General features: G+C 67.6%; 23 protein-coding genes. 14 read left to right on the top strand and 9 right to left on the bottom strand.

All coding sequences use genetic code 11. From position 1 onward, the window contains the following. Window positions 1-19: 19 nt before the first annotated feature. Complete coding sequence (locus tag Q0579_RS12330) at window positions 20-1,018, bottom strand: Gfo/Idh/MocA family oxidoreductase (RefSeq protein WP_298812742.1); 999 nt, start codon at window positions 1,016-1,018, stop codon at window positions 20-22. Then, complete coding sequence (locus tag Q0579_RS12325; RefSeq protein WP_298812740.1) at window positions 1,011-1,976, bottom strand: zinc-binding dehydrogenase; 966 nt, start codon at window positions 1,974-1,976, stop codon at window positions 1,011-1,013. Before Q0579_RS12325 ends, Q0579_RS12330 begins: the two co-directional genes overlap by 8 nt. A 263-nt stretch (window positions 1,977-2,239) precedes the next feature. Here Q0579_RS12325 and Q0579_RS12320 point away from each other — a divergent pair, with 263 nt between their 5' ends. From Q0579_RS12320 to Q0579_RS12310, 3 genes are all read left to right on the top strand, one after another. After that, entirely contained in the window at window positions 2,240-3,430 is a 1,191-nt protein-coding gene (locus Q0579_RS12320) for a PAS domain-containing protein (protein ID WP_298812738.1), read from the top strand. Continuing rightward, complete coding sequence (locus tag Q0579_RS12315; RefSeq protein ID WP_298812736.1) at window positions 3,427-3,879, top strand: response regulator; 453 nt, start codon at window positions 3,427-3,429, stop codon at window positions 3,877-3,879. The genes Q0579_RS12320 and Q0579_RS12315 overlap by 4 nt, the downstream gene beginning before the upstream one ends. A gap of 113 nt (window positions 3,880-3,992) precedes the next feature. Beyond that, window positions 3,993-4,286, top strand: coding sequence for a CsbD family protein (locus tag Q0579_RS12310; RefSeq protein ID WP_298812733.1), 294 nt, complete (start codon window positions 3,993-3,995; stop codon window positions 4,284-4,286). Between the two features lie 49 nt (window positions 4,287-4,335). Here Q0579_RS12310 and Q0579_RS12305 read toward each other — a convergent pair whose 3' ends face one another. Further along, complete coding sequence (locus Q0579_RS12305; protein WP_298812730.1) at window positions 4,336-4,887, bottom strand: PRC-barrel domain containing protein; 552 nt, start codon at window positions 4,885-4,887, stop codon at window positions 4,336-4,338. Between the two features lie 11 nt (window positions 4,888-4,898). Then, window positions 4,899-6,776 carry a YhjD/YihY/BrkB family envelope integrity protein gene (locus Q0579_RS12300; RefSeq protein ID WP_298812728.1) on the bottom strand — a complete coding sequence of 626 codons (1,878 nt, stop codon included), beginning with the start codon at window positions 6,774-6,776 and terminating at the stop codon, window positions 4,899-4,901. Between the two features lie 174 nt (window positions 6,777-6,950). On the opposite strand from Q0579_RS12300, the gene Q0579_RS12295 reads away from it, so the two are divergent. The 4 genes from Q0579_RS12295 to Q0579_RS12280 all read left to right on the top strand — a co-directional run bounded on the left by Q0579_RS12295 (window position 6,951) and on the right by Q0579_RS12280 (window position 9,066). Next, entirely contained in the window at window positions 6,951-7,241 is a 291-nt protein-coding gene (locus Q0579_RS12295; RefSeq protein ID WP_298812726.1) for a hypothetical protein, read from the top strand. A gap of 79 nt (window positions 7,242-7,320) precedes the next feature. Further along, window positions 7,321-7,593 (top strand): DUF1488 family protein, encoded by a 273-nt coding sequence (locus Q0579_RS12290; protein WP_298812724.1) that lies wholly within the window; start codon window positions 7,321-7,323, stop codon window positions 7,591-7,593. Window positions 7,594-7,633: 40 nt separating this feature from the next. Continuing rightward, window positions 7,634-7,798: a hypothetical protein gene (locus Q0579_RS12285; RefSeq protein ID WP_298812721.1), complete on the top strand. Its 165-nt coding sequence runs from the start codon at window positions 7,634-7,636 to the stop codon at window positions 7,796-7,798. 260 nt (window positions 7,799-8,058) lie between these two features. Continuing rightward, the gene (locus tag Q0579_RS12280) at window positions 8,059-9,066 is read left to right on the top strand and encodes an NAD(P)-dependent alcohol dehydrogenase (RefSeq protein WP_298812719.1); all 1,008 of its coding nucleotides are present in this window, start codon (window positions 8,059-8,061) and stop codon (window positions 9,064-9,066) included. 431 nt (window positions 9,067-9,497) lie between these two features. On the opposite strand, the gene Q0579_RS12275 is transcribed toward Q0579_RS12280, so the two are convergent. Further along, on the bottom strand, window positions 9,498-11,078 hold the full coding sequence (locus Q0579_RS12275; protein ID WP_298812716.1) for a hypothetical protein: 1,581 nt from the start codon (window positions 11,076-11,078) through the stop codon (window positions 9,498-9,500). Between the two features lie 380 nt (window positions 11,079-11,458). On the opposite strand from Q0579_RS12275, the gene rlmN reads away from it, so the two are divergent. Next, complete coding sequence (rlmN, locus tag Q0579_RS12270) at window positions 11,459-12,679, top strand: 23S rRNA (adenine(2503)-C(2))-methyltransferase RlmN (protein ID WP_298812714.1); 1,221 nt, start codon at window positions 11,459-11,461, stop codon at window positions 12,677-12,679. A gap of 276 nt (window positions 12,680-12,955) precedes the next feature. On the opposite strand, the gene Q0579_RS12265 is transcribed toward rlmN, so the two are convergent. Further along, a complete protein-coding gene (locus tag Q0579_RS12265) occupies window positions 12,956-13,582 on the bottom strand; it encodes a hypothetical protein (protein ID WP_298812711.1) in 627 nt (208 codons plus the stop codon). 312 nt (window positions 13,583-13,894) lie between these two features. On the opposite strand from Q0579_RS12265, the gene Q0579_RS12260 reads away from it, so the two are divergent. Together Q0579_RS12260 and Q0579_RS12255 are read left to right on the top strand one after the other, a co-directional pair. Beyond that, a complete protein-coding gene (locus Q0579_RS12260) occupies window positions 13,895-14,650 on the top strand; it encodes a sulfite exporter TauE/SafE family protein (protein ID WP_298812707.1) in 756 nt (251 codons plus the stop codon). A 57-nt stretch (window positions 14,651-14,707) separates the two neighbouring features. After that, a complete protein-coding gene (locus Q0579_RS12255; RefSeq protein ID WP_298812705.1) occupies window positions 14,708-15,031 on the top strand; it encodes a hypothetical protein in 324 nt (107 codons plus the stop codon). A 78-nt stretch (window positions 15,032-15,109) separates the two neighbouring features. On the opposite strand, the gene Q0579_RS12250 is transcribed toward Q0579_RS12255, so the two are convergent. After that, window positions 15,110-15,727, bottom strand: coding sequence for a flavin reductase family protein (locus Q0579_RS12250; RefSeq protein ID WP_298812702.1), 618 nt, complete (start codon window positions 15,725-15,727; stop codon window positions 15,110-15,112). A gap of 26 nt (window positions 15,728-15,753) precedes the next feature. On the opposite strand from Q0579_RS12250, the gene Q0579_RS12245 reads away from it, so the two are divergent. Genes Q0579_RS12245 through Q0579_RS12230 form a run of 4 tightly spaced genes read left to right on the top strand, consistent with a single transcriptional unit; the run spans window position 15,754 to window position 19,026 of the window. After that, the gene (locus Q0579_RS12245; protein ID WP_298812700.1) at window positions 15,754-16,554 is read left to right on the top strand and encodes a cytochrome b/b6 domain-containing protein; all 801 of its coding nucleotides are present in this window, start codon (window positions 15,754-15,756) and stop codon (window positions 16,552-16,554) included. Then, window positions 16,551-17,297 (top strand): molybdopterin-dependent oxidoreductase, encoded by a 747-nt coding sequence (locus Q0579_RS12240; protein WP_298812697.1) that lies wholly within the window; start codon window positions 16,551-16,553, stop codon window positions 17,295-17,297. Before Q0579_RS12245 ends, Q0579_RS12240 begins: the two co-directional genes overlap by 4 nt. A gap of 57 nt (window positions 17,298-17,354) precedes the next feature. Continuing rightward, complete coding sequence (locus tag Q0579_RS12235; RefSeq protein WP_298812695.1) at window positions 17,355-18,581, top strand: cyclopropane-fatty-acyl-phospholipid synthase family protein; 1,227 nt, start codon at window positions 17,355-17,357, stop codon at window positions 18,579-18,581. Between the two features lie 34 nt (window positions 18,582-18,615). Beyond that, window positions 18,616-19,026: a hypothetical protein gene (locus Q0579_RS12230; protein WP_298812693.1), complete on the top strand. Its 411-nt coding sequence runs from the start codon at window positions 18,616-18,618 to the stop codon at window positions 19,024-19,026. A 94-nt stretch (window positions 19,027-19,120) separates the two neighbouring features. On the opposite strand, the gene Q0579_RS12225 is transcribed toward Q0579_RS12230, so the two are convergent. Together Q0579_RS12225 and Q0579_RS12220 are read right to left on the bottom strand one after the other, a co-directional pair. Continuing rightward, on the bottom strand, window positions 19,121-19,552 hold the full coding sequence (locus Q0579_RS12225; protein WP_298812691.1) for an EF-hand domain-containing protein: 432 nt from the start codon (window positions 19,550-19,552) through the stop codon (window positions 19,121-19,123). A 113-nt stretch (window positions 19,553-19,665) separates the two neighbouring features. Further along, window positions 19,666-21,714, bottom strand: coding sequence for a S46 family peptidase (locus Q0579_RS12220; protein ID WP_298812689.1), 2,049 nt, complete (start codon window positions 21,712-21,714; stop codon window positions 19,666-19,668). Window positions 21,715-21,822 lie beyond the last annotated feature (108 nt).

Genomic DNA, 21,822 nt, shown 5'->3' with positions numbered 1-21,822 from the left:
CGCGGCGGATGCGTGAGCTTCACTGCCCGGCGTAGATGCGGTCGAGCGCGCGCGCGGTGGCGACGAACTCGTCGGCCTGCGGGTCGAAATGCGGATTGGCGGCAAGGCGGCGTGCCCAATCGACCGCGGCGCGACCGCCCCATTCCTCGGGCGGAGTGGCGACGACGGCCGCGTGCGTGCCGGTATTGTGCCGCGTCTCGAAATCGTAGAACGAGCCACCGACGTTGCGCATCGTGGCGCCGCCGTTCGTGCCGTAGAAGCTTGCCTCGATCACCGCATCTTGGCCCGCGTGGAGGCGCCACGAACAGGCGAGGCGGACGGTCACGTCATTGTCGAGCGTGAGCGTGGCGACGGCGTAATCCTCCACCGTATCGCGACCCGCCAGCGGCGCTCCGCCAGCAAACAATGACGAGGACACCGATTGGACGTCCTCGCCAGTCAGCCACATCGCGAGGTCGACCAAGTGGATGCCGAGATCCATCACGCAACCGCCACCCGATTGCGCGCGGTCGTAGAACCACGGCTTGTCGGGACCGTAGGCGTTGTGGAAGACGAGATCGACCGCGAACAGCCGGCCAAGCGTTCCTGCGCGTACCAGTTCGGCTATCTTCTCCATGCCCGCGATGAAGCGGTAGGACAGGTCGACGCCGAGCAGCCGGTCGGCGGCGCGGGCGGCGGCAACGACGGCCTGCGTTTCCGCGGCGTCGCGGCCGAGCGGTTTCTGGCAGAACACCGCCTTGCCGGCCTCAAGCGCCTGGATCGACTGCGCGGCGTGGAGCGCGCTGGGACTGGCGATGACCACGCCATCAAGGTCGAGCGCGAGCATCGCGTCGAGGTCATCGACCACCTGCGCGTGCGGTGCGAGCAGCGCGGCGTCGCGCATCATGTCGGGCGAGGGGTCGCTGATCGCGGCGGCCTCGACCAGTCCGGTCGCGAGCATCGCCTCCATGCGGTGACGACCGATCCAGCCTACGCCGAGGAAACCGAGCCGCGGTTTGCGAGGCCTGGCGTTACTCATAGATCACCAGCGCCTTGACGAAGCCGTGCGGCTTGTCGCGCGTCGCGAGAATCGCGTCTGACAATTGCGACAAGGGATAGCGGTGGGTGAGGAGGGCGGCGAGGTCGATTCGGCCCGATGCGACCGCGTCGATCGCTTCCTCGACGCCGCGACGCTGGACCGCGGGATCACGCTCGTGCGCGTTGACGACGTCGATCCCCTTCCAGTTCCAGTCCTGCATGTTGACCTGGCGCGGGCCGTCCTGGTGGTAGCCCGCGATCACGAGCCGGCCGCCGAAGCCGATCAGCGCGGTGGCTAGGTCGAGCGGCCATTGCTTGCCGACCGCCTCGATCACGCGCTCGCACATCACCTCACCGGTCAGGCGCTTGACCTCGTCGATGATCGCCCAATGATCGTGCATCGGCACCGTCTCGGCCGCGCCGAAGCGGCGGGCGAGATCGAGCGACTCATCACGGCGCGAGATCGCGATCACGCGGGCGCCGACATCGGTGGCGAGCTTGGTCAGCACCGCACCCAGAAAGCCGATGCCGATGATCGCGACCGTCTGTCCGGCGCGGATGTCGGCGCGGCGGAAGATGTTCATCGCGCAGCCGAGCGGCTCGCCGGGAAAGGGCTGATCGCCGAGCGCGTCGGGCAGCTTCACCACCATGTCGGCGGGCGCGACGTCGTAGTGCGCGAAGCTGTGACCGGCGAGAAAGGCGACGCGGTCGCCGGGTGCGAGCTCGGTTACGCCGTCTCCCAGCGCGTCAACAATGCCCCAGCCCTCGTGCCCCATGCCGCCGGGCGCGCCGGGGAAGGTCGACCAAGGCTGACCCTCGAACGGCTCAACGTTGGACGCGCAGACGCCGCAGCCCTCAAGCCGGATGCGAACCTCGCCCGCGGCGGGGACGGGCCGATCCACGTCGGTAATCGTCATTTCTCCGGGCGCGGTCAGCACCGCGGCCTGCATCGTCGTCATTCGGATCTCCCCGGCGCGGCTCGGCGCGCTTCGATGGTCGCGTGAGACACGCGTGTTGCTCTCGCGCTTGCCCGTTCGCGCGCGCCTCGTCCAGTCGCGCCGCCGCGCGCGATTTCGTATGGGTGCGCAGGACCGTTCCTGCACCATCCCGCGTTGGGCACCACAACTTGGCTTGCGGTCTCATCTGCCGCATAGAAATTCTTAACGTGGATTGGTTGTTTGTGTTCGGCACGCGTGTATCCGCGGCAGGAAGCGGGGGAAAGATGGATCAACGCGACGACTGGCATCTGACCGATCTTGTCGAGCACGAAAGCGGACGCGGTGATCCGTTCGCCGCCGCGGTGCGTGCGACGCGCATGCCGATGATCATCACCGATCCGAGACAGGATGACAATCCGATCGTGTTCTGCAACGAAGCGTTCCAGAACCTGAGCGGCTATGACCGCGACGAGATCATCGGCACCAACTGCCGCTTCCTGCAGGGCCCGAAAACCGATCGCTCGAAAGTGGCCGAGGTGCGCACCGCGATCGAGGCGGGCACCGACATCGCGGTCGACCTGCTCAATTATCGCAAGGACGGCTCTACGTTCTGGAACGCGCTGTACGTCAGTCCGGTGCGTAACAAGGATGGTGAGATCGAGTTCTTCTTCGCCAGCCAGATGGACGTGAGCGACCGGATCGAAGCGCAGGAGCGGATCGCGCGGCAGAAGGCGGAAGTCGAGCGCCAGGTCGAGGCGCGTACCGCCGATCTGAAAAGCGCGCTGGAGGACAAGACGCTGCTGCTCCACGAGGTCGATCACCGGGTGAAGAACAACCTGACGATGATCGGCTCGCTGCTGCGCCTGCAGGCGCGCGGTATCTCAGACCAGGATATTCTCGCGCGGCTGAACTCGATGCTGGAGCGGGTCGATGCGTTGGCGAGTGTGCATCGCCGATTGTACCAGTCCGACGACGTGACGCGGTTCGACGCCGGCGCGTTCGCGGTCAATCTCGCGAACGACGTGGTTGCGTCGAGCGGGCGTACGGAGATCGACGTGCGCACCGACGTAGAGATGCTCGACATTCCGTCGACCAACGCGTCGGCGCTGGGATTGGTGCTGAACGAGATCGTGACGAACGCGGTCAAACACGGCTTTGCCGACGGACGCGCGGGAACGCTGACGGTGACCGCGCGACGCGACGGCGACGCGGCGACGATCACGATCGCCGACGACGGTCCCGGGTTCGATCCCGCGAACGTATCGGAGGATGGACTGGGCCGCGTGCTGATCCGGCGGTTGTCGCGGCAAATCGGCGCGAAGGTCGGCTGGTCCTCGGCCGAGCCGGGCGCGCAGGTGACGATCAGTTTCGCGATCGAGCCCGACCCGGCGGCCGGCCGCAGCCCGCGAGCAGAGGCGGGCCGGAACGACGGCGAGCAGGGCGACCGCGCGCCGGATCAGGAGCGAGCGGCTTGATTCGTCTGACGGCTCCTTTCCGCGTCCTGATCGTCGAGGACGAGGCATTGCTCGCGATGGACATTGAGGCGCTGGTCGAGGATGCGGGGCACCGCGTCGTCGGTGAGGCCGCGTCGGTGGACGAGGTCGAGAACCTGCCGCAATCGGCCGCGCCCGATCTCGCCTTCGTCGACCTGCAACTGGCGTTCGGCAGCAACGGGCTCGATGCCGCGAAGCTGATCCATCAGCGCTGGTCGGATGCCGCGGTGATCTTCGTCACTGCCAATCCCAAGAAGATACCCGAGGATTTTGCAGGCGCACACGGCATGATCCCCAAGCCCTTCTCACGCGCGGGTCTGACCTCGGCGCTGCGCTACATCGAGGAAGGTCTGGTCGCGCCGCCGCCGACCAGCCCGATGCCCGCGAGCTTCATCGCCTCCCCGGCCTTTGCCGCGAGTTGGGAGCGCTGATCACCCGCGCGGCAAATCGCACCGACATGGAGTGAACCGAACCGCCGCTTCGTCGTTACCGGCATCCTGAGGCGCATGAGCGCCCCGCGTCTTCAACGACAAGGAGGTTTGTGATGAACATCGACGAGCTCAAGGGTACCGGCAACGACGTCAAGGGGCAGGTCAAGGAAGCACTCGGCAACGCGACCGGCGACCATGACACCAAAGCGGCGGGGATCGCCGACCAGGTGACGGGTTCGGTGCAGAAGACCGTCGGTGCGGCCAAGGAAGCGGTGACCGACAATGTCGCGCCGCTGGCGGGGCAGGCGAAGGGGTTCGCCAAGCAGCGCCCGTTCGCGACCGCCGCGCTCGTCGGCGTCGTTGGCCTCGCGCTCATCAACACGCTGCGCGGCAAGAAGGCGGCGTAATCGGGCAGGGCGCGCGGGTCGGAACCTGCGCGCTCACGCTCGCGTGAATCTACTGCGTCTCGGCGCGGGTCAGCCGCGACAGCGCCATTGCATCCAAGTCGGTCTCCAGCGCGGCATCGCGTACGCGGACCATCTTACGTGGCAGCCGTCGCAGCGTTTCGCCCACACCCGCGACACCGCCTTCTCGCACGATGAAGAAGTCGATCGTGCCGCCCGCGCAGGTCGCGAGCGCGTCGACGCTGTGCGCGATCACCTGACCATCCGCGCCTTTCACGGGCAGGCCGTCGATCCGTGAGATCGAGAACAGGGGCTGGTCAGGTCCGTGTTCGCTGCGCGCCTGCTCGGCATCAGCGGCGTCGCTGAACTTCGCGCGGCGTGCCAGCCAGCGCCACACGCCGAACACGTCGACGATCCCAAGAAAGATGTTCGACCACAGCAACTGGGTCTGCCCGGTCTCCAGCCCGACCACGATCCAGGCGACAGCGCCGACCGTGAACACGACGAACCCCCAGCCGGTCACGCGCGCGCCGAGGTTCGACGCAGTCATCAGCGCCGCGACACAAGTGGCGGCGAGCGCGATCCATCCGGCGATGTCCTGCATGACGCGTCCCTTTATCGTGCGAGCGGCGAGCGCCGGTAATCGTGGAGGATCGCCGCTGCATCGTCGTAGAGCGCGCGCGCGCCTGCGCGTTCGAGCGTGCGATCGGCGAAGCCGCCTGACCGGACCGCGACCGTGGCAATGCCACATTTCGCCGCGGCGGTGACATCGTACGGGGTGTCGCCGACGACGCGTGCGGCCGCAGGCGCAACGCCGAGCTTCTTTACCGCGGCGGCGAAGATATCGGGCGCGGGCTTGGTGGTGTCGGCGTCGTCCTTGCTGGTCGCAGCGGACAGCACATCGCCGACGCCGAGCAGATCGACGTAATGGTCGAGCTCGTTCTTGCTCGCCGACGAGGCGAGCGCGACCTTCTGCCCCTGCGCCGCGACATGGCGCAGCAGATCGGCGGCGTGCGGAAACGGGCGGACGCGCGCGAGATAGCGCGTCTTGAAGATCTCTCCGTGACGAGAGGACAGCGCCTCGATCTCCTGCTCGGTCGCGCCGGGGATGAGCGCGGGGACGAGCAGGTCGCCGCCCTTGCCGATCTGATCGTGGATGCGCGCGGGTGCGATCTCGTAACCGCGTTCGCCAAAGGCGTGCTGCCAGGCCCAGACGTGATAATTGTTGCTGTCGACCAGCGTGCCGTCGAGGTCGAAGATGACTGCCTCGACCGCGTGATCGTCGGACCGGCGACGTGACCGCCAGGCGAGCAGCCCCGCGCCGGCGAGCAGGGCGGCGCCGGGTAGCGCGCGTCCCTCGCGGCGCAGCAATGCGAGGCCGAGCGTCGCGGTCGCGGTCTGGGTCACGCCGACTTTCTCCAGCCCGGCGAACCGCGCGACCCGCGTCGCGGCGCGTGCGGTGGCGTGATCCCTCAGGCCACCACCGCTATGCTGCGGGGCAGGCGCATCGGCGATGCCAGCACGGGAATCCTCGGCGGGCGCCCCCTCGGCGACATGGTCGGCGACCCACGCGCCGCGCTCACCCAGCGGCCGGCGGCTGCGCGTCGTGTCGCGCGCGGTCTGATGCTCGAGTTCGGAATTGAGCTCGGCGCCGAACAGCAGGATGTAGCTCGACAAATACATCCACGTCAGCAGCACGATCACCGTGCCGAGCGAGCCATAGGTCGCGTCGTAATTGCCGAAATTGGCGACGTAGATGCCGAAGCCGATCGTCAGCAGCAGCCACAGCAGCGCGGCGAGCAGCGATCCCGGCGTCAGCCAGGTCCAGCGCGCGTGGCGGCGATCGGGCCCATAACGATAAAGCGTCGCCGCACCCGCGGCGCCGGCAGCGGCGAGCACCAGATAGGCGACGACCTTGCCGAGAACAGCGAGCGGCGCGGGCAGCGTCGGCAACAGCGTCTGGAGGAAGCCGAGGGCGGTGACCGCGACCATCGCGACGATCGCCACCAGCACGGCGCAGGCGGTGATCGCGAGCGCGAGCAGGGTGACGCGCACGAACCCGCGCGTTTCCTCCTCCTCATAGGCTACGTTGAGCGCCGTGACGACCGCCCCCGCCGCGTTGCGCGCACCGAACAGCGCGATCGCGAGCGCGACCAGAAGGCCGAGCCCCTTCTTGCCATCAGAGGTACGCACGACGTTGAGCAATTGTTCGCCGATCAGCGTCGCGGCCTGTTGCGGCAGGACCGAGGTGAGCGTCGTCATGTTGCTGGTCACGGTGTTCGCGTCGGCGAACAATCCGTAGCTGAGGACGATCGCGCCCAGCAGCGGGACGAGCGCGAGGAAGCCGTAGAAAGCGACGCCAGCGGCGATCAGCCCGACATTGTCGTTGCTCGTCTCCGCCCAGGTACGTTTCGCGACCTGCACCCAGGCCGACAGCGGCATCTGCCACGGTGACTGCGCGTTCGTTCCGGTGTGCTCGCCCTGTTGCCCCACGCCGTTCTTGCCCCCCTTGCGCCACCTGCCGGTGACAAACCGCCGTTGCTAGCCGTCGTTCCGGGTTTGACCTGGGTTAAGCGGTTCGCGCGATTGAGTTTCGCCCGACGCCGGAGAAGACAGGAACTCGTGCGGCGCGCACGCGCTTGGACGGCATCTCTAAAGGGAGCCGTGATGACCGAGGCGAGTTGGAGCGATGAGGGAACGGCCGCGATCGCGTGGACGATGAGCGCGTCGCTGGAAGACGTGAGCCGCAGCGGCGAGCAGGTGCCCGAGGTGACCAGCCTGGAACGGGCGGTGCGTGCCTGGACCGAACTCGAGGCCGAGCAGCGCGAGGCGGCGGTACTCACCACCGAGCGGCCGGTGACGCTGCCGGGCGCGATGCCGCTCGACCGCTTCGTCGGCGAAGCGATCGGACAGTTCGTCGATCTGCTGCCCGCGCGCGACGGCGGCGAGGCACGCTAGCCGTTCACGCCCGATCCTGCGGAACACGCGCCCGCGCCGGGGCTTGTAGATCTCGCTGAATAGAGAGAGAGGTTTGGTGATGGCAGCGAGCCAGTTGGAGATCGATCATTCGAGCATCCTCGACAACATCGAGGGCGAGCAGGTCGAGTTCACCGCCGAGGTGGACGCGGAGGAATATGAGTTCGCGGTGCAGTATGACGTGCTCGAGGCGCTGAGCGGCGATCGCCCGGACGGCGACGCCGCCGACATGTTCCAGCGCTTCATCGACCCGATCACCGACGCTGCATTGTCCGCACTGTCGCGCAACTCGGATCAGGCGATCATCATCGTGAGCGAGAACGATCTCGAGTGAACATGCGCGTCGAGCCCATCAAACGGAGAGGATGAATATCATGCCCGATCAAGACCAGAACAACGCCGATCTCGACACGTTCAAGGACGCGGCAAAGCGCAGCCAGGACGCCGGCATCGCCGACGAGAGCGCGGCCTATGACAATGCCATGGTGCCGACCGAGGGCGGCAAGCCCGCCGAGGACAGCGAAGCGCATCCGAGCTGATGAAGCGGGGGCGCCGCGGCCCTAAGGTCGTGGCGCTCGTCGTAATGATCTGACTGATGCTACATGCCCGAACGATTTGCATCGCGGGGTTAGAGTTAGCGGGCCTGTAGCTGGATCTGCCTTTGCCGTTCCGACCTGCCCCGGCGACGTAACGGATGCTGCCTCAGGCGATCGATGAGCATCGATACATCGGCACCGACACGTAACCGACGGAGACGACGCGATCATCGCGCGTTGGGCGCGGCGAAGGAGATCGTGCGATGAAGGTGATGGTGCTGGGCGACACGCCGGGGCTCGACGGACTGAAGCAGGTCGCGCGCGACGATCCCGGGCAGCCGGGGGCGGGGATGATCCGGGTGCGGATCGAGGGCAGCTCGCTCAACTATCACGACCTGGGTGTGGCGACGGGCAAGATGCCGAGTGCGTCGGGGCGCGTGCCCTTGTCGGATGGCGCAGGGATGGTCGAGGCGGTCGGCGAGGGCGTGACCGAATTCACCATCGGCGACCGGGTGGTGTCGTGCTTCTTCCCCGATTGGCAGGACGGCGCGCCGACGATCGGCGATTTCAGCCGCACGCCGGGCGACGGGATCGACGGTTTCGCGCAGGAGCATGTCGTGCTGCCCGCGACTGCCTTCACGCGTGCGCCGGCCGGCTATGATGCTGTCGAGGCGGCGGCGATCACCACCGCCGGGCTGACCGCGTGGCGCGCGCTGGTGGTCGATGGCAAGTTGAAGGCGGGCGACCGCGTGCTGCTGCTCGGTACCGGCGGCGTGTCGATCTGGGCGTTGCAGATCGCGAAGGCGATGGGAGCGGTTGTCGCGATCACCTCGTCCTCGGACGAGAAGCTGGCGCGAGCGAGCGAGCTCGGTGCTGATTTCACGCTCAACTATCGCACGCACGACGATTGGGGCGCGCGGGTGCGCGACTGGGCGGACGGGCGCGGGGTCGACCACGTGGTCGAGGTCGGCGGACCCGGCACGCTCGCGCAGTCGATCGAGGCGGTGCGCGTCGGCGGGCACATCTCGCTGATCGGCGTGCTGACGGGCACGGGCGGCGAGGTGCCGACCGCGGCCTTAATGGGCAAGCAGGCGCGGTTGCAGGGGCTGATCGTCGGCAGCCGGCGCGAGCAGGGGGACTTCGTTCGCGCGATCGAGGCGAACGGCATCAAGCCGGTGATCGACCGCCGCTTCAAGATGACCGAACTGGCCGACGCCTTCGCGTATGAGGCGGGAGCGAGCCATTTCGGGAAGATCGGCGTCGAATGGTGAGGTGATGCCGCGGGCATGGCGGTGCGCACCCCTTCAATGAGGAGCGGGGCGGCGTGGCGCGGCGCACCAGGACCCGAGCAAGGTTGATCGCGTGAGGCTGCGACCCGGGGTTCAATCATGTTCGGTCATGATACCTTGGGTCGCTTTCCATTCCTCTACCCGACGGTTGTGGTCGCAAGAAGAGGCAGTGGCGATCGGCTCGCATGTGTTCTGATCGCGCGGCACCGCTCGCAAGGTGATCGCCTGCGACTAGATGTTGCAGGATCGTGGCGTTTGTCCCTTCACCCCCCAATCGCTGGTTGAACAATGGGTAAGCGTCGGCACGGACAGGATCGCGCCGCGCGGTATGGGGGTAGAGCATAAGAGGCTGGCGTTCCTCCATGCCGCATCGCCGCCGCTTCCGCCTGGGTCGAACGCGGTGGCAACAGGCGTCACACCGCATCCTTGCCGATCGGCTGCGCGGTGGGTGGCGCGCGGTAGGGCTCGAACCCGGTCGGCAATCGCTCGCCGACTGGGGCGGGGAGGATACGGCCGACCGCGGTGGCGGCGGCGATGACCGTGGGGTCGGCGCGGACCTGCTGGCGCACCGGATAGGTCAGCCGGTCGAGCACGAAGCGCGGATCGAGCGTGTGCGGTTGCATGAACCCAAGCGCCCAGCCGCGCGTGTCCTCGTTCGCCAGTTGCGCGACAACCAAGGTACGGATCGCGGCGGCGTCGTTCATGCAGGCGAGCATGTCGGCGACGCGCGACGGGTTGGTGGCGCTGGCGAGCATCACCTCCGCCTTGACCCGCTCGGCTTCGGCGGTGCGGCCGAGGCGGAACAAGGCGCAGGCGCGATATGCCTGGACGCCGACGATCGCGCTGGCGTTGACGCTGGTGCCGAAGCCCTTGGCACGCGCGAGAAACGCGTCGGCGCGCGTGACCGCTTGCGCCCAGTCACCGTTCAGCGCGGCGAGCGTCAGATAGGCGGCGTCGATGTTGAGCGCGTTGGCGGCAGCCTCGCGCGGGAGCTTGGCGGCGACACGTGCGAGCAGCGCCTGCCCTTCCGCCGCGCGACCCGTTGCGGTCAGCGCGCGCGCGACGATTGGCGCGAGCGTTTCCGCGCCCATGGTCAGCTCGGCGTTCGGCGCGCGGTCGAACATCGGCAGGAACAGCGCAACAACGGCGGGATAGGCGCGTCGGCTTGCCAGTTCGCGCGCGTAGGGCGTCGCGGTCTCGAAATCGTCGGCGGCGTTCCAGTCGGCGCGGAGTTCCTCGAGATAACGGCGCGACGGCGCATCGAAGCTGCCGCCCGACCATTCGGTGATCCGCGGCCAGAGCACGGCGTAGCGTTTGTCGATGAACATCGCGACGAGGTCGTCGGGGTCGCCGACCGTGGGGACGGCGGCGACCGCGTCGGCGGTGCGGCCGGCGCGCATCGCGTCGTGGATCTGCGCGGTGGCGTAGCTCGATCGTTCGGGCGCGAGCGCGGCGGCGAAACCGATCTCGCCCAATCGCGCGGACACACGGTCGGCGCGCGCATTGTCGCCCTTGTCGCGTAGGCGGCCGACCAGCGCGATCATGGTGTAGCGCTGGCTTTCCCGCGCCAGGGCGGGTGCCTGCTGGCTGAGCGCGAGCCACAGGTCGGCGGCGCGCTGCGGGGCACCGGAAAAGGTAAACACCTCGGTCGCGATCATCTTGGGCAGCGGGTGGTCGGGCAAAAGACGCAGCGCCTCGTCGATGGCGGCAACCGCGGGGCGGTGATCGGGTTCGGCGTTGAGGATCGCGGCGCGCGCGCTCTGCACCATGCCGCGCAAGGGCGTGGGGCGGGGCAGTTTGGCGAGCACCGCGTCGAGCTTGGCGAGGCTGGGCGGGCGCTCGGCGACCGCGGCAGCGGCCTCGGCCATCACCGCCTTGTCGGCCGGATCGGTGGTCAGTTCGATCGGGCTCTTCACCTGCGCGGCGGCTGGTGGGCTCGCGAGCGCGACCGGCGCGATGACGGCGAGCAATGTGGCGGCGACCGGCAGTCGCATGATGATCTTCCCCCCGATGCGTGCCAGCGGTGCGGCACTTTGCGAACGGCATCGTGGCTGAGGAGGCAGGGAGGCGCAAGCGGAGGCGGCAGCGATCGGTCAGGCAGGACGATCCACGCGCCAAGCGCGGGTGAGCGCCGCGTCAGGAAGGCGGCGCAACCGTATCGCGGTCGCTAACCTTGTTGCACCTGCGAGCATGGCGCGACGACGCCGCCGTGCACGGCTGGTCCGCGCTGTGGCTGGTCGCGGCGGTCGGCCTGATGGTGATGAGCGCGGTGCAGGCATGGCGTAAGTGGCACGCGGTGCGGGTCGGCTAGGCAGGCGCGCGGCTGCGGCGGCGTGAGTGGAAAAACGTCGCCGGATCGGCTATATACGCGCGCATGCCTGAGATCGCCGCCGCCATCATGCCCATTGCCGGGCACATCGACCCTGTGCCCGTGCCGCGCGCGGTTGCGCCGCGCGGCGACGGTCGCGTCGACCTCGTCGGGTTGAACAAGGCGGAACTGCGCGAAGCGCTGCTCGCCGCCGGCATGGAGCCGCGACAGGCGAAGCTCCGGTCGAAGCAGATCTGGCACTGGATCTACAATCGCGGCGCGACGGAGTTCGCGCAGATGACCGACATCGCCAAGGCGCAGCACCCGTGGCTGGAGGCGCGTTTCGTCGTCGGGCGGCCGGAGGTGGTCGAGGCGCAGGTTTCGTCGGACGGGACGCGCAAGTGGCTGCTGCGCTCGCCAGACGGGCAGGATTACGAGGCGGTGTTCATCCCCGACGCCGATCGCGGCACCTTGTGCGTGTCGAGCCAGGTCGGGTGCACGCTCAATTGCACCTTTTGTCACACCGGCACGATGCGGCTGGTGCGCAATCTCACCGCGGGCGAGATCGTCGGGCAGGTGATGCTGGCGCGCGACGCGCTGGGCGAGTGGCCGTCGCAGCCCGAGGGTCGGATGCTGACCAATATCGTGATGATGGGGATGGGCGAGCCGCTGTATAATTTCGACAACGTGCGCGACGCGTTGTCGGTGGTGATGGACGGCGATGGCCTCGCGCTCAGCAAGCGGCGGATCACGCTCAGCACGTCGGGCGTGGTGCCGATGATGGCGCGCGCAGGGGCGGAGATCGGCGTCAACCTGGCGGTGTCGCTCCATGCGGTGACCAAGGAAATCCGCGACGAGATCGTGCCGCTGAACCGCAAATACGGCATCGAGGAATTGTTGCAGGCGTGCGCGGACTATCCCGGCGCCAACAACGCGCGGCGGATCACGTTCGAGTATGTGATGCTCAAGGACAAGAACGACAGCGACGCGCACGCGCACGAGCTGGTCCGGCTGCTCAAGCGCTACAAGCTGCCCGCCAAGGTCAATCTGATCCCGTTCAACCCGTGGCCGGGTGCGGCATACGAATGCTCGACGCCCGAGCGCGTACGCGCGTTCAGCGACATCGTGTTCGCGGGCGGCATCTCCGCGCCGGTGCGCACCCCGCGCGGGCGCGACATCGACGCGGCGTGCGGGCAGTTGAAGACCGCGGCGGAAAAGAAGAGCCGCGCGCAGTTGGACCGCGAGGCGGCGGCGGAAGGCGCGGGGGAGCTGGTCGCGGCGGGGTAGGGGCTGTTCAACGGTCGATCGACGTAGCGGCCGCTGACCTTCGCCGGATGGCCGTACGTCGCCTGACCGCGCGTTTCACGTCGAGGCGGGCAGGCGTCGGCGGATAGCGGTCGCGAAGGTCGTCGCCGCGTCCGGCGCCGCAAGGAAGAAGAGATCGGGTTCGGTCAGTTCGACTTCCATGACGATGAGCCGATCACCGACGGGAATACCATCAACGCGAGCGTACAGGTCACCGCCGGCCAGTTCGGCTGCCCGATGTGCCTGGTCGATCAGCGCCTAGGGCGGATCGACGCGTTCGACGCGCCCGCCGAACTTGGCCTGGACGCGGAAATCGCCGGTGCGCGGCACCTTTTGCACCACGTGGCTGAGTACGCCATCGAAGAAGATGAACGACAACTCACCCGCCAGCACCTCGGGCAAGAACGGCTGAACGAGGACGTCACTGTCCGCGGCCAAGGCGGCCAGTGCCTCGTCGGGTGCATGATCGTCTGCGGCGGACCATCGTATGATGCCGCGCCCGCCCGCGGAGATAGCAGGTTTGGCAATGATCTCGGCCCAGCCACGCGCCGATGCGATGCTTCGCACATCGACGTGCTCGGTTCCGCGCGCGAGCCACGTCGTCGGAACGATGGTGACACCGGCCGACGCAAGCTCCTTCAGATACCGCTTGTTGATGTTGCGGCGTATCGTGTTGGCTGGGTTCCAGACGATGGTGCCGCACGCGTCGAGCGAAGCGATCCAGGCCAGGAACGCGCGGGTCTTTTCGTGATAGTCCCACGTTGATCGGATCAGCACGGCGCCATAGCGTGACCAGTCCGCTTCCGCGCTCGTCCAGGGCACAGCTGTCCATGTCACGCCTTGCCGTGTCAGCGCTTCACCGAGAAGTTCGTCGTCCGCGGTCAAGCCGGGCTGATCGGCGTGGGTCGCGATTGCGAGATCAGCCATATGCCCGAACACTCCACATGATCGTCGACCCAGCAGGACAACCGATGCTGACGCTATAGAGGCGTCCGCGTTCCCACCCAAGCGGCGCGGGGTAGCGGGAGGATCGCAAAGCATGAGCCGTGCCCGATGCTGCTGCCCTCGTGAGGTCCGGGCAGAGCGGCCGGTCCGCCGTACCAAGCGCGAGACCTGCATCCCGCGTGAGAGGAGGCGTTGCCGTTTGGCTCCGCGAGAGTAGAGCAACGAGGCGGACAGCGGCGGAGTGCGGGTGCGATGGACGTGACGACGCTGGCGCTGGTCGCCATGGCGGGGGTGGCAGGCGGCGCGATGAATGCGCTTGCCGGGGGCGGGACGTTCGCGACGCTGCCCGCGCTGCTGGCGGCCGGGGTGCCGGCGAACGTCGCCAATGCGACCTCGAACGTCGCGCTGCTGCCGGGTGCGGCGACGAGTGCCTGGACGTTTCGCGACGAACTGGGGCCGGTCGGCGGGGTCGATCACCGCTTGCTCGCCGCGATCACCTTTGCCGGCGGGCTGGTGGGAAGCTGGTTGCTGGTGGTGACACCGGGTGCGACCTTTGACGTGATCGTGCCGTGGCTGGTGCTGTACGCCTTCGTGGTGCTGGCGTTCGGGCGGCGTGCATCGTCGTGGCTGGCCGAGCGCGTGACGATCGGCGCGCGGACGCTGGTGGTCGCGCAAGCCCTGTTGGGGGTTTACGGCGGCTATTTCGGTGGCGGCGTGGGGTTGATGACGACCGCGACCTACGGGCTGCTCGCGAGCATCTCGCCGCGCGCGATGTTCGCACCGCGCACGCTGATGCTGGCGGTGGCCAATGCGGCGGCGGCGTTGGTGTTCGTCGCCAGTGGCATGGTCGAGTGGCGATATTGCCTACCGATGCTGGTGGGTGCGGTGGCGGGCGGCTGGGGCGGGGCGGTGCTGGGCAAGCGGCTACCCGAGCGCGCGGTGCGGGCGTGGACGCTGGCGGTGACCGGAGTGACGGCGGCGGTGTTCTTCTGGCGCGCCTATGGATGATTGACGTGGGCTGTCGGTGAGCAGAGCCTGTGCGCCAACGGGAGCGGGGAGCGAGCGATGCGGATGATGGCGGCAGCGGCGTTGGCATTGATGGCGAGCGGCACGGCGGCCGCCGGCGAGGGCGCGCGACGGACGACGGTGACGCGGTCGCACGCGCTCAGCACGTCGCTGAACTATGACGCGCAGGCGAACGCATTGCGGGTCGGGTGCGTGTCGAGCGACGGGGCGTGCCGGGTGACGATCGTCGACGGCGAGCGGCGCAAGGTGCTGGCGCTTCGATCAACAAACGTCGTGCTGGTGCGCGGCGTGTCGCGCGCCGCGCGGGTGTGTGCGGTGGACCGGTCGAGCGCGACGTGTGACTGGCGCCGGGTGTCGTCGTAGCGGAGGGGACGGCTCTCCTCCGGCTGGCCACCGGCTCTGTTCGCGGTTGCTCGGCTTCACCCCGATGCGCGAGGGACGCTAGCCCGGGCGTTTCATCGCGAATTTGGCCGCTTCGGTGATCTCGAAATAATCGGCCGGGCCGCCGCCGCGCAGGATCGGGTGCGCGCGCGCGGTCTGGTACACGCCGTCTTCCAGCATCGCGCGGTCGATGTGGATGCCGACGACCTCGCCGATGACGAGCCAGGTGTCGACGGCCGCGCCATCTCTTGTCTCGAGCCGGATCAGTTGCGTCAGCACGCATTCGAACGAAGCGGGGCTGAGCGCGACGCGCGGCGCGGCGATCTTGTTGGACGGGGCGACCGCGAGGCCGGCGAGCGTGAACTCGTCGACCTCGCCCGGGACGGTGGCGGCGCTGGCATTCATTTGCTCGGCCAGCGCGCGGGTGGCGAGGTTCCAGGTGAAGGCGCGTGTCTGCTCGATGTTGGCGACCGAATCGTTCCAGCCGTTGGAGGAGAAGGCGAGCAGCGGGGGCTTGTAGTTGAGCAGGTTGAAGAAGCTGTAGGGTGCTAGGTTGCGCACGCCTGCGGCCGAAACGCTGCCGATCCAGCCGATCGGGCGCGGGGCGACGATCGCGTTCAGGGGATCGTGCGCGAGGCCGTGGCCGTTCGCGGGTTCGTAGAAATGCCATTCGGTCATGGCGCGTAAACTGATATGGGTTGGAAATGGACGCAACGCCGATCGCTGATCCCGTCACCATCCGGCGCCACTCGCTCGCTACCCGCGTGTGGCACTGGATCAACGCGGTCGCGATCTTCGTCCTGATCGGGTCGGGGCTGGGGATCAGCAACGCGCACCCGCGGCTCTATTGGGGGCGGTACGGCGCGAATTTTGATCCTGCATGGGCGACGCTGCCGCGGTTTCCGGCGTGGATCACGATCCCGCAGAATTACAATCTGGCGATTTCGAGGCGTTGGCACCTGTTCTTCGCACTGGTGCTCGCGTTCGGGTTGCTCGGCTACATGATCGCGAGCCTGATCAACCGGCATTTTCAGCGCGATTTGGCGGTGCGCGCGAAGGACCTGAGCCCCGCGCATCTCGCCGCCGACGTGCGCGCGCATCTGCAATTCAAGTTCCACGACGAGGCGCATCCAGGCGCGTACAATCCGTTGCAGAAACTGTCCTACGCTGGCGTCGTGTTCGTAGCACTTCCGCTCGTCATCCTGACCGGGCTGGCGATGTCGCCGGGGATGGACGCAGGCTGGCCGTGGCTGCTGGAGCTGTTTGGCGGGCGGCAGTCGGCGCGCTCGATCCATTTCATCACCATGGCGGCAATCACCGCGTTCGTGGTGGTGCATCTGGTGCTCGTCATCCTGGCAGGGTGGCGGCGCGAATTGTGGTCGATGATTTCGGGCAAGTGGCGCGTGCCGGGCAGCGCGCGCGACGCGCGCGCGGAGACACCAGCGGGCGAGGCGGCGGCGAAGGACCTGTCGCATCCCGCGCGGGGTACGGAGGCGGTACGATGATCCGGCGTCGGACACTGATCGCCGGTGGCGGCGCAGGGTTGCTGCTGTCGGGGTGCGACCGCGTGATCGCGCAGCCGCAGGTGCGCGACATCATCTTCAAGGGCGAAGACATGCACCGCGCGCTCCAGCGCGCGCTGATGAACCGTGATGCGCTCGCGCCCGAATTTACGTCCGACCAGCGCTCGCCCTATTTCCGCACCAACGGGACGCGCGATCCGGGGACGGCGGCGTATAATGCGCTGCGTAGCGGGCGCTTCGCCGATTGGCGGTTGCAGGTCGATGGGCTGGTCGCGCGGCCACTGTCGCTGTCGCTCAGCGATCTTGGACAGATGCCGCAGCGCGCGCAGATCACGCGGCACGACTGCGTCGAGGGATGGAGCGCGATTGGCAAGTGGCAGGGGCCGCGCCTTGGCGACGTGCTGAAACAGGCGGGGGTACGCGACGCGGCGCGCTACGTCGTGTTCACCTGCGCCGATCTGTACGGCGGCGCGCCTTATTACGAGTCGGTCGACATGGTCGACGCATTCCACCCGCAGACGATCCTCGCCTGGGCGCTGAATGACCGGTTCCTCGATGTCGGGCACGGCGCGCCGTGCCGGCTGCGCGTCGAGCGGCACTTAGGCTACAAGCACGCGAAATATCTGATGAAGATCACCGCGGTCGACAGCCTGGCGGGTATCGGCAAGGGGCAGGGCGGCTATTGGGAAGATAACGTCGACTACGATTGGTACGCGGGAATTTGACCGTTTCCCCCTGTTGCTAGTGACAGCCTGGCGCGCGATCCGTTAGCGGGTGCACGCATGGCATTGATCGACGTTTTCCTCCGCCGCGCGATCCGCCGCGGCGACCTGACCCTCATCAAACCCGACGGCTCGCGCACCCGCTTCGGCGCGCCGGACCCTGAGTTGAAGCCCGTCACCTTCACGATCCATGAGCGCAGCGTCTACCGCGCGATCGTGGCCGACCCCGCGCTAGGGCTGGCGGAAGCGTTCATGGACGGGCGCGTAACGTTGCAGGAAGGCGACATCCTCGACCTGCTGACGCTCGCCACAGCCAATTCGCGCTGGGAGAACGGCACCAACCACTTGGGCGCCAATCGCTGGCGCACGATCAAGGGTGTGTTCCGCCACCGGTTCCTCAGGCTCAACAAGGCGCTGGAATCAAAGAAGAACGTCGCGCATCACTACGACCTGTCCGACCGGCTGTACGACCTCTTCCTCGACGCCGACAAGCAGTACAGCTGCGCTTATTACACCGACCCCGACAACACGTTGGAGCAGGCGCAGGCGGACAAGAAGGCGCACATCGTCGCCAAGCTGGCGATCGAACCGGGGATGCGCGTGCTCGACATCGGCTGCGGCTGGGGCGGGATGGCGCTGTACATTCACGCCAAGACGGGCGCCGAGGTGCTGGGCATCACCTTGTCCGAGGAACAGTTGAAGGTGGCGCAAGCGCGCGCCGCGGCGGCCGGGGTCGCGGACAAGGTCAAGTTCCAGTTGATCGACTATCGCGCGCTCGACCAGACGTTCGACCGCATCGTGTCGGTCGGCATGTTCGAGCATGTGGGCGTGCGCAATTTCCGCACCTATCTGGAGAAATGCCGCGACCTGCTGACCCCTACGGGCGTGATGCTGCTCCACACGATCGGACGCGCCGACGGTCCCGGTTTCACCGATCAGTTCACCGACAAGTATATCTTTCCCGGCGGCTATATTCCGGGGCTGTCGGAGGTGCTGGAGGCGAACAACTACATTCGCTGGTTCGTCAGCGACGTGGAGGTGCTGCGGCTGCACTACGCCTATACGTTGCGCGAATGGTACGCGCGGACGGTGGCGAACCGCGACGCGATCGTCGCGCTGTACGATGAGCGGTTCTTCCGGATGTGGACCTATTATCTGGCGGGCGCGATCGTATCATTCACCAACGGTCCGCTGGTCAATTTCCAGATCCAGTTCACGCGCGACCGCGATGCACTGCCGCTGACGCGCGATTACATGCTTGAGGGGGAACAGCGGCTGCGGGGGTGAGGGGATAATGCGCGTGATTGGGACCGTCCGCGACATGCTGTGGCTCGTTGCGATATACGCGGTCGCCAGTCCGGCGGTCGCGCGGCAGACGCCGCCGCCGCCGCCGGTTCCGGCAAATGCCTTGCCCGAGCGCGATCCGCTTCCCGGGCCCTATCTGGTGTTCTTCGACGATGCGGGGATGATGCCAGCGTATGAAGAGGTGCTGCGGCTCGCGGTCGAGCGGTGGCAGTTGGACGGGAACGAAGCCTTCCTTTTGTGTAGCAGAGCGAAAGAGGGCGCAGGTGGCGGCAAGGCGCCCGACATGAGCGTCGTCGCGAGACGGTTGCGGGCGCATGGGGCCAAGGTCGTCGTTAGCGACAGTACGGCGTCGTGTCAGGGGCCGCTGGTGAATGATGCGCAACGAACGTTCGGCAGCGTCGAGGTGCGGGGCGGCTACGCCTTCTGAGTCACAATGCAACGATCGCGTATCGGGCCTGTGTGAGGTTCGAACCGTGACGCTCGGGCCTGAGCCGCAGCCGCTGGGGTAGCCGATCCGTCGCTCACCGTCCCTTGGGCGGGCCGCTGGTCGCCTGAGCCTTGGCGGCGGCGCGGGCGGCGGCGGCTTCCTGGCCGTCGACGCGGCCGTCGTGGTTGAGGTCGTATTTTGAGAAGACGTTCGCCATCAGCGCCTGCGATTCGGCTTCGCTGACCTTGCCATCCTTGTTGGTGTCGGCGCGCGCCATGAACAGGGTGGCGATCTTCTTGGCCTGCGCGGGGTCGAGCCGCTTGCCGCCGGACACCTTCATGTTGCTCATCCGTGCGAGCACCTCGGCCTGGCTGAGGAAGCCGTCGTGATTGGTGTCGGACGCGGCGAATTCACCGTCGAGTTTCGTTTCGGCGCTCTTGCGCGTTTCCTGCGCGGTGGCGGGCGCGACCTGCGTCAGCGCGAGCGGGGGAAGGGCAAGGGCGGCGAGGAACAGGGCGCGGGTCATCGTGGAGGTTCTTTCCAAAGGAAACGGGCGCCGTGTTGGCGCCCGTCGTTTGTACGGCAGATGAACGCAGGCGCGCCGAACGAGGTCCGGCGCGCGCGTCCCCAGAGGAGCGATCAGCGCGCCGCCAGTTCGCGCACCAGCGCGGGCGCGGGATAGACCTTCTCCAGCGCCTGCTGCACCGCCGCTGCCGAGACGACCACGGTGCGGTTGAGTTTCGGATCGTAGCCGAAATTGCCGCCCAGTGAGTGGATGTTGCCGTCGAATGCGGCACCGATCACCGAGCCATCGCGCGCGATCACGGGCGAGCCCGAATTGCCGCCGATGATGTCGTTGGTGGTGACGAAATCGAACGGCGTGTCGAGGTTCAGCGACGATTTCGCCCGCGCGTAGGCGGGGGCGAGCTCGAACGGGTCGGCGCCGGTCGCGCGGTCGTAGAGGCCGGCGACAATGGTCTGGTACGGGATCGCGCGTCCGCGCTCGTTCCAGCCTTGGACGCGCCCGAAGCTGATGCGCAGCGTGAAGGTCGCGTCGGGGTAATTGCCCGCGCCATAGGCGGCGAAGCGGGCTTGCGCGATTTTGGCCTGCGCGGCCGTGACCGGCGCGTCGACCTGCGCGGCATATTGCTGGCGCAAGCTGCGCGCGGCAGCGTCGTTGGCGAGGACGAAGCGGATCAGCGGATCGTTCGACGACTGAATTGCCGCCGCGCCGCCGTCGAACAGCCGCTTGCGGACCGCCGGATCGGCGAGCCTGGTGCCCGAGACGAGGCGACGCGCGAGCAGTTCGGGCGACTCGCGGCCGAGCAGCGCCTTGACCTGCGGATTGTCGGCGGTGAGATATTCGCGCGCCTTGCTGAGCCAGAAGGAGAGGTTCGCTTCCTCCAGCCAGGGCTCGATCGGCTTGGCATCGGTCAATTGCTTCTCAACCAGCGGCAGCGCGCTGTCGGTGTAGCCGGGCAGGCGATCGGCGTTGGGCTTCTGCCGCTCGGCCGCGGCGCGGACCAGCGCCTTGGCATAAGCGTAGAGGTCCGAGGTCCAGCCGGCGCGGCTCTCCAGGAAATAATAATCGAGGTAGATGTTGCGCAGGCTGCGGTCGGCGGCGGCAATATCGGCCCAGGGCGTGCCGTAGCGTGTGCCCGCGCGGCGTTGCAGGTCGGCCTCGTTCCTGGCGAGGGTGGCGGCAAAGGCGTCGTCGTCGAGCGCGCGCGCCTGGCCCCAATAGACCTTGTAGCTGTTCTCGGTGCCGAACAGCGAATCCTGCGCCTCGCGGCGGCGCTCCTCGCTCTGCGCGCCGGCGGCGATCAGACGGCCACGCCATTCGGACAACAACGTGGTGGTGAGCGGGATCGCGACCTCGCGCTGGAACGCGAGCTGGTCCTGCGTCAGCAGGCGCTGGGTGCGGCCGGGGTTGCCGACCACGAAGGTCGCCTCGTTCGCGATCGGCCCGCGCGGGTTCCAGCGCAGGTGCGCGGGGGTGCTGACCGGGCGACCATTCTCGTACGCGCGCAGGAACGAGGCATCGAGATCGTAGCGCGGAAAGTTGAAATTGTCGGGGTCGCCGCCGAAGAACGCCGCGGCGAACTCGGGCGCCCAGACGAGGCGCACGTCCGAATATTTGCGATATTTGTAGAGCTTGTACTGACCACCGCCGTAGAGCGTCACGACCTGGCAGCGGGTGGTCGCCTTGTCCGTGCAGTTCTGCGCCTCGATCTGCGCGATCTGCGCGTCACGTGCCTTGGTCAGTGCTTCGCCAGACAGCGCGGCGATCGCGGCGGTGACGGGCTTGGTCACGTCGGTGATCTCGGTCACCACCTCGGCCTGCTGGCCCGGGCATTTCTGCTCGCGTGCGCGGTCGCCCGCGATGAAGCCTGCTTTCAGATAATCCTTGCTGTTCGACGACAGGTCCTGCGCGCATTGCGCAACGCAGTGGTGGTTGGTGAGGATCAGCCCCTCCGCCGAGACGAACGACGCCGAGCAGCCGCCGGTAAGGCGGACGGCGGAGGCCTGCACGCGGTCGAGCCACGCCTGATCCGGTGCCCAGCCGTACGTCGCCTTCATCCGCGCTGCCGGAAAGCCGTCAAAGGTCCACATGCCCTCGTCCGCCTGTGCCGTGGCGGCGGTGAAGACGAGTCCGGCGGTGGCGGCGAGCGCGGCGATCTTCCTCATGCGAGCTTCCCCTGTTCGTAGCATTTGTTACGGCATGGTTTCTGCGCCGGTTCGCAGACCAGGGCAAGCCTATGTTATAAAGTCTCCGCGCGGACCCCGACGCCGCGT

The sequence above is a fragment of the uncultured Sphingomonas sp. genome (assembly GCF_936927845.1).
Taxonomy (GTDB): Bacteria; Pseudomonadota; Alphaproteobacteria; order Sphingomonadales; family Sphingomonadaceae; genus Sphingomonas.
Note: the sequence above shows the minus strand (reverse complement) of the source record. Positions and strands in the feature narration are given on the sequence as shown.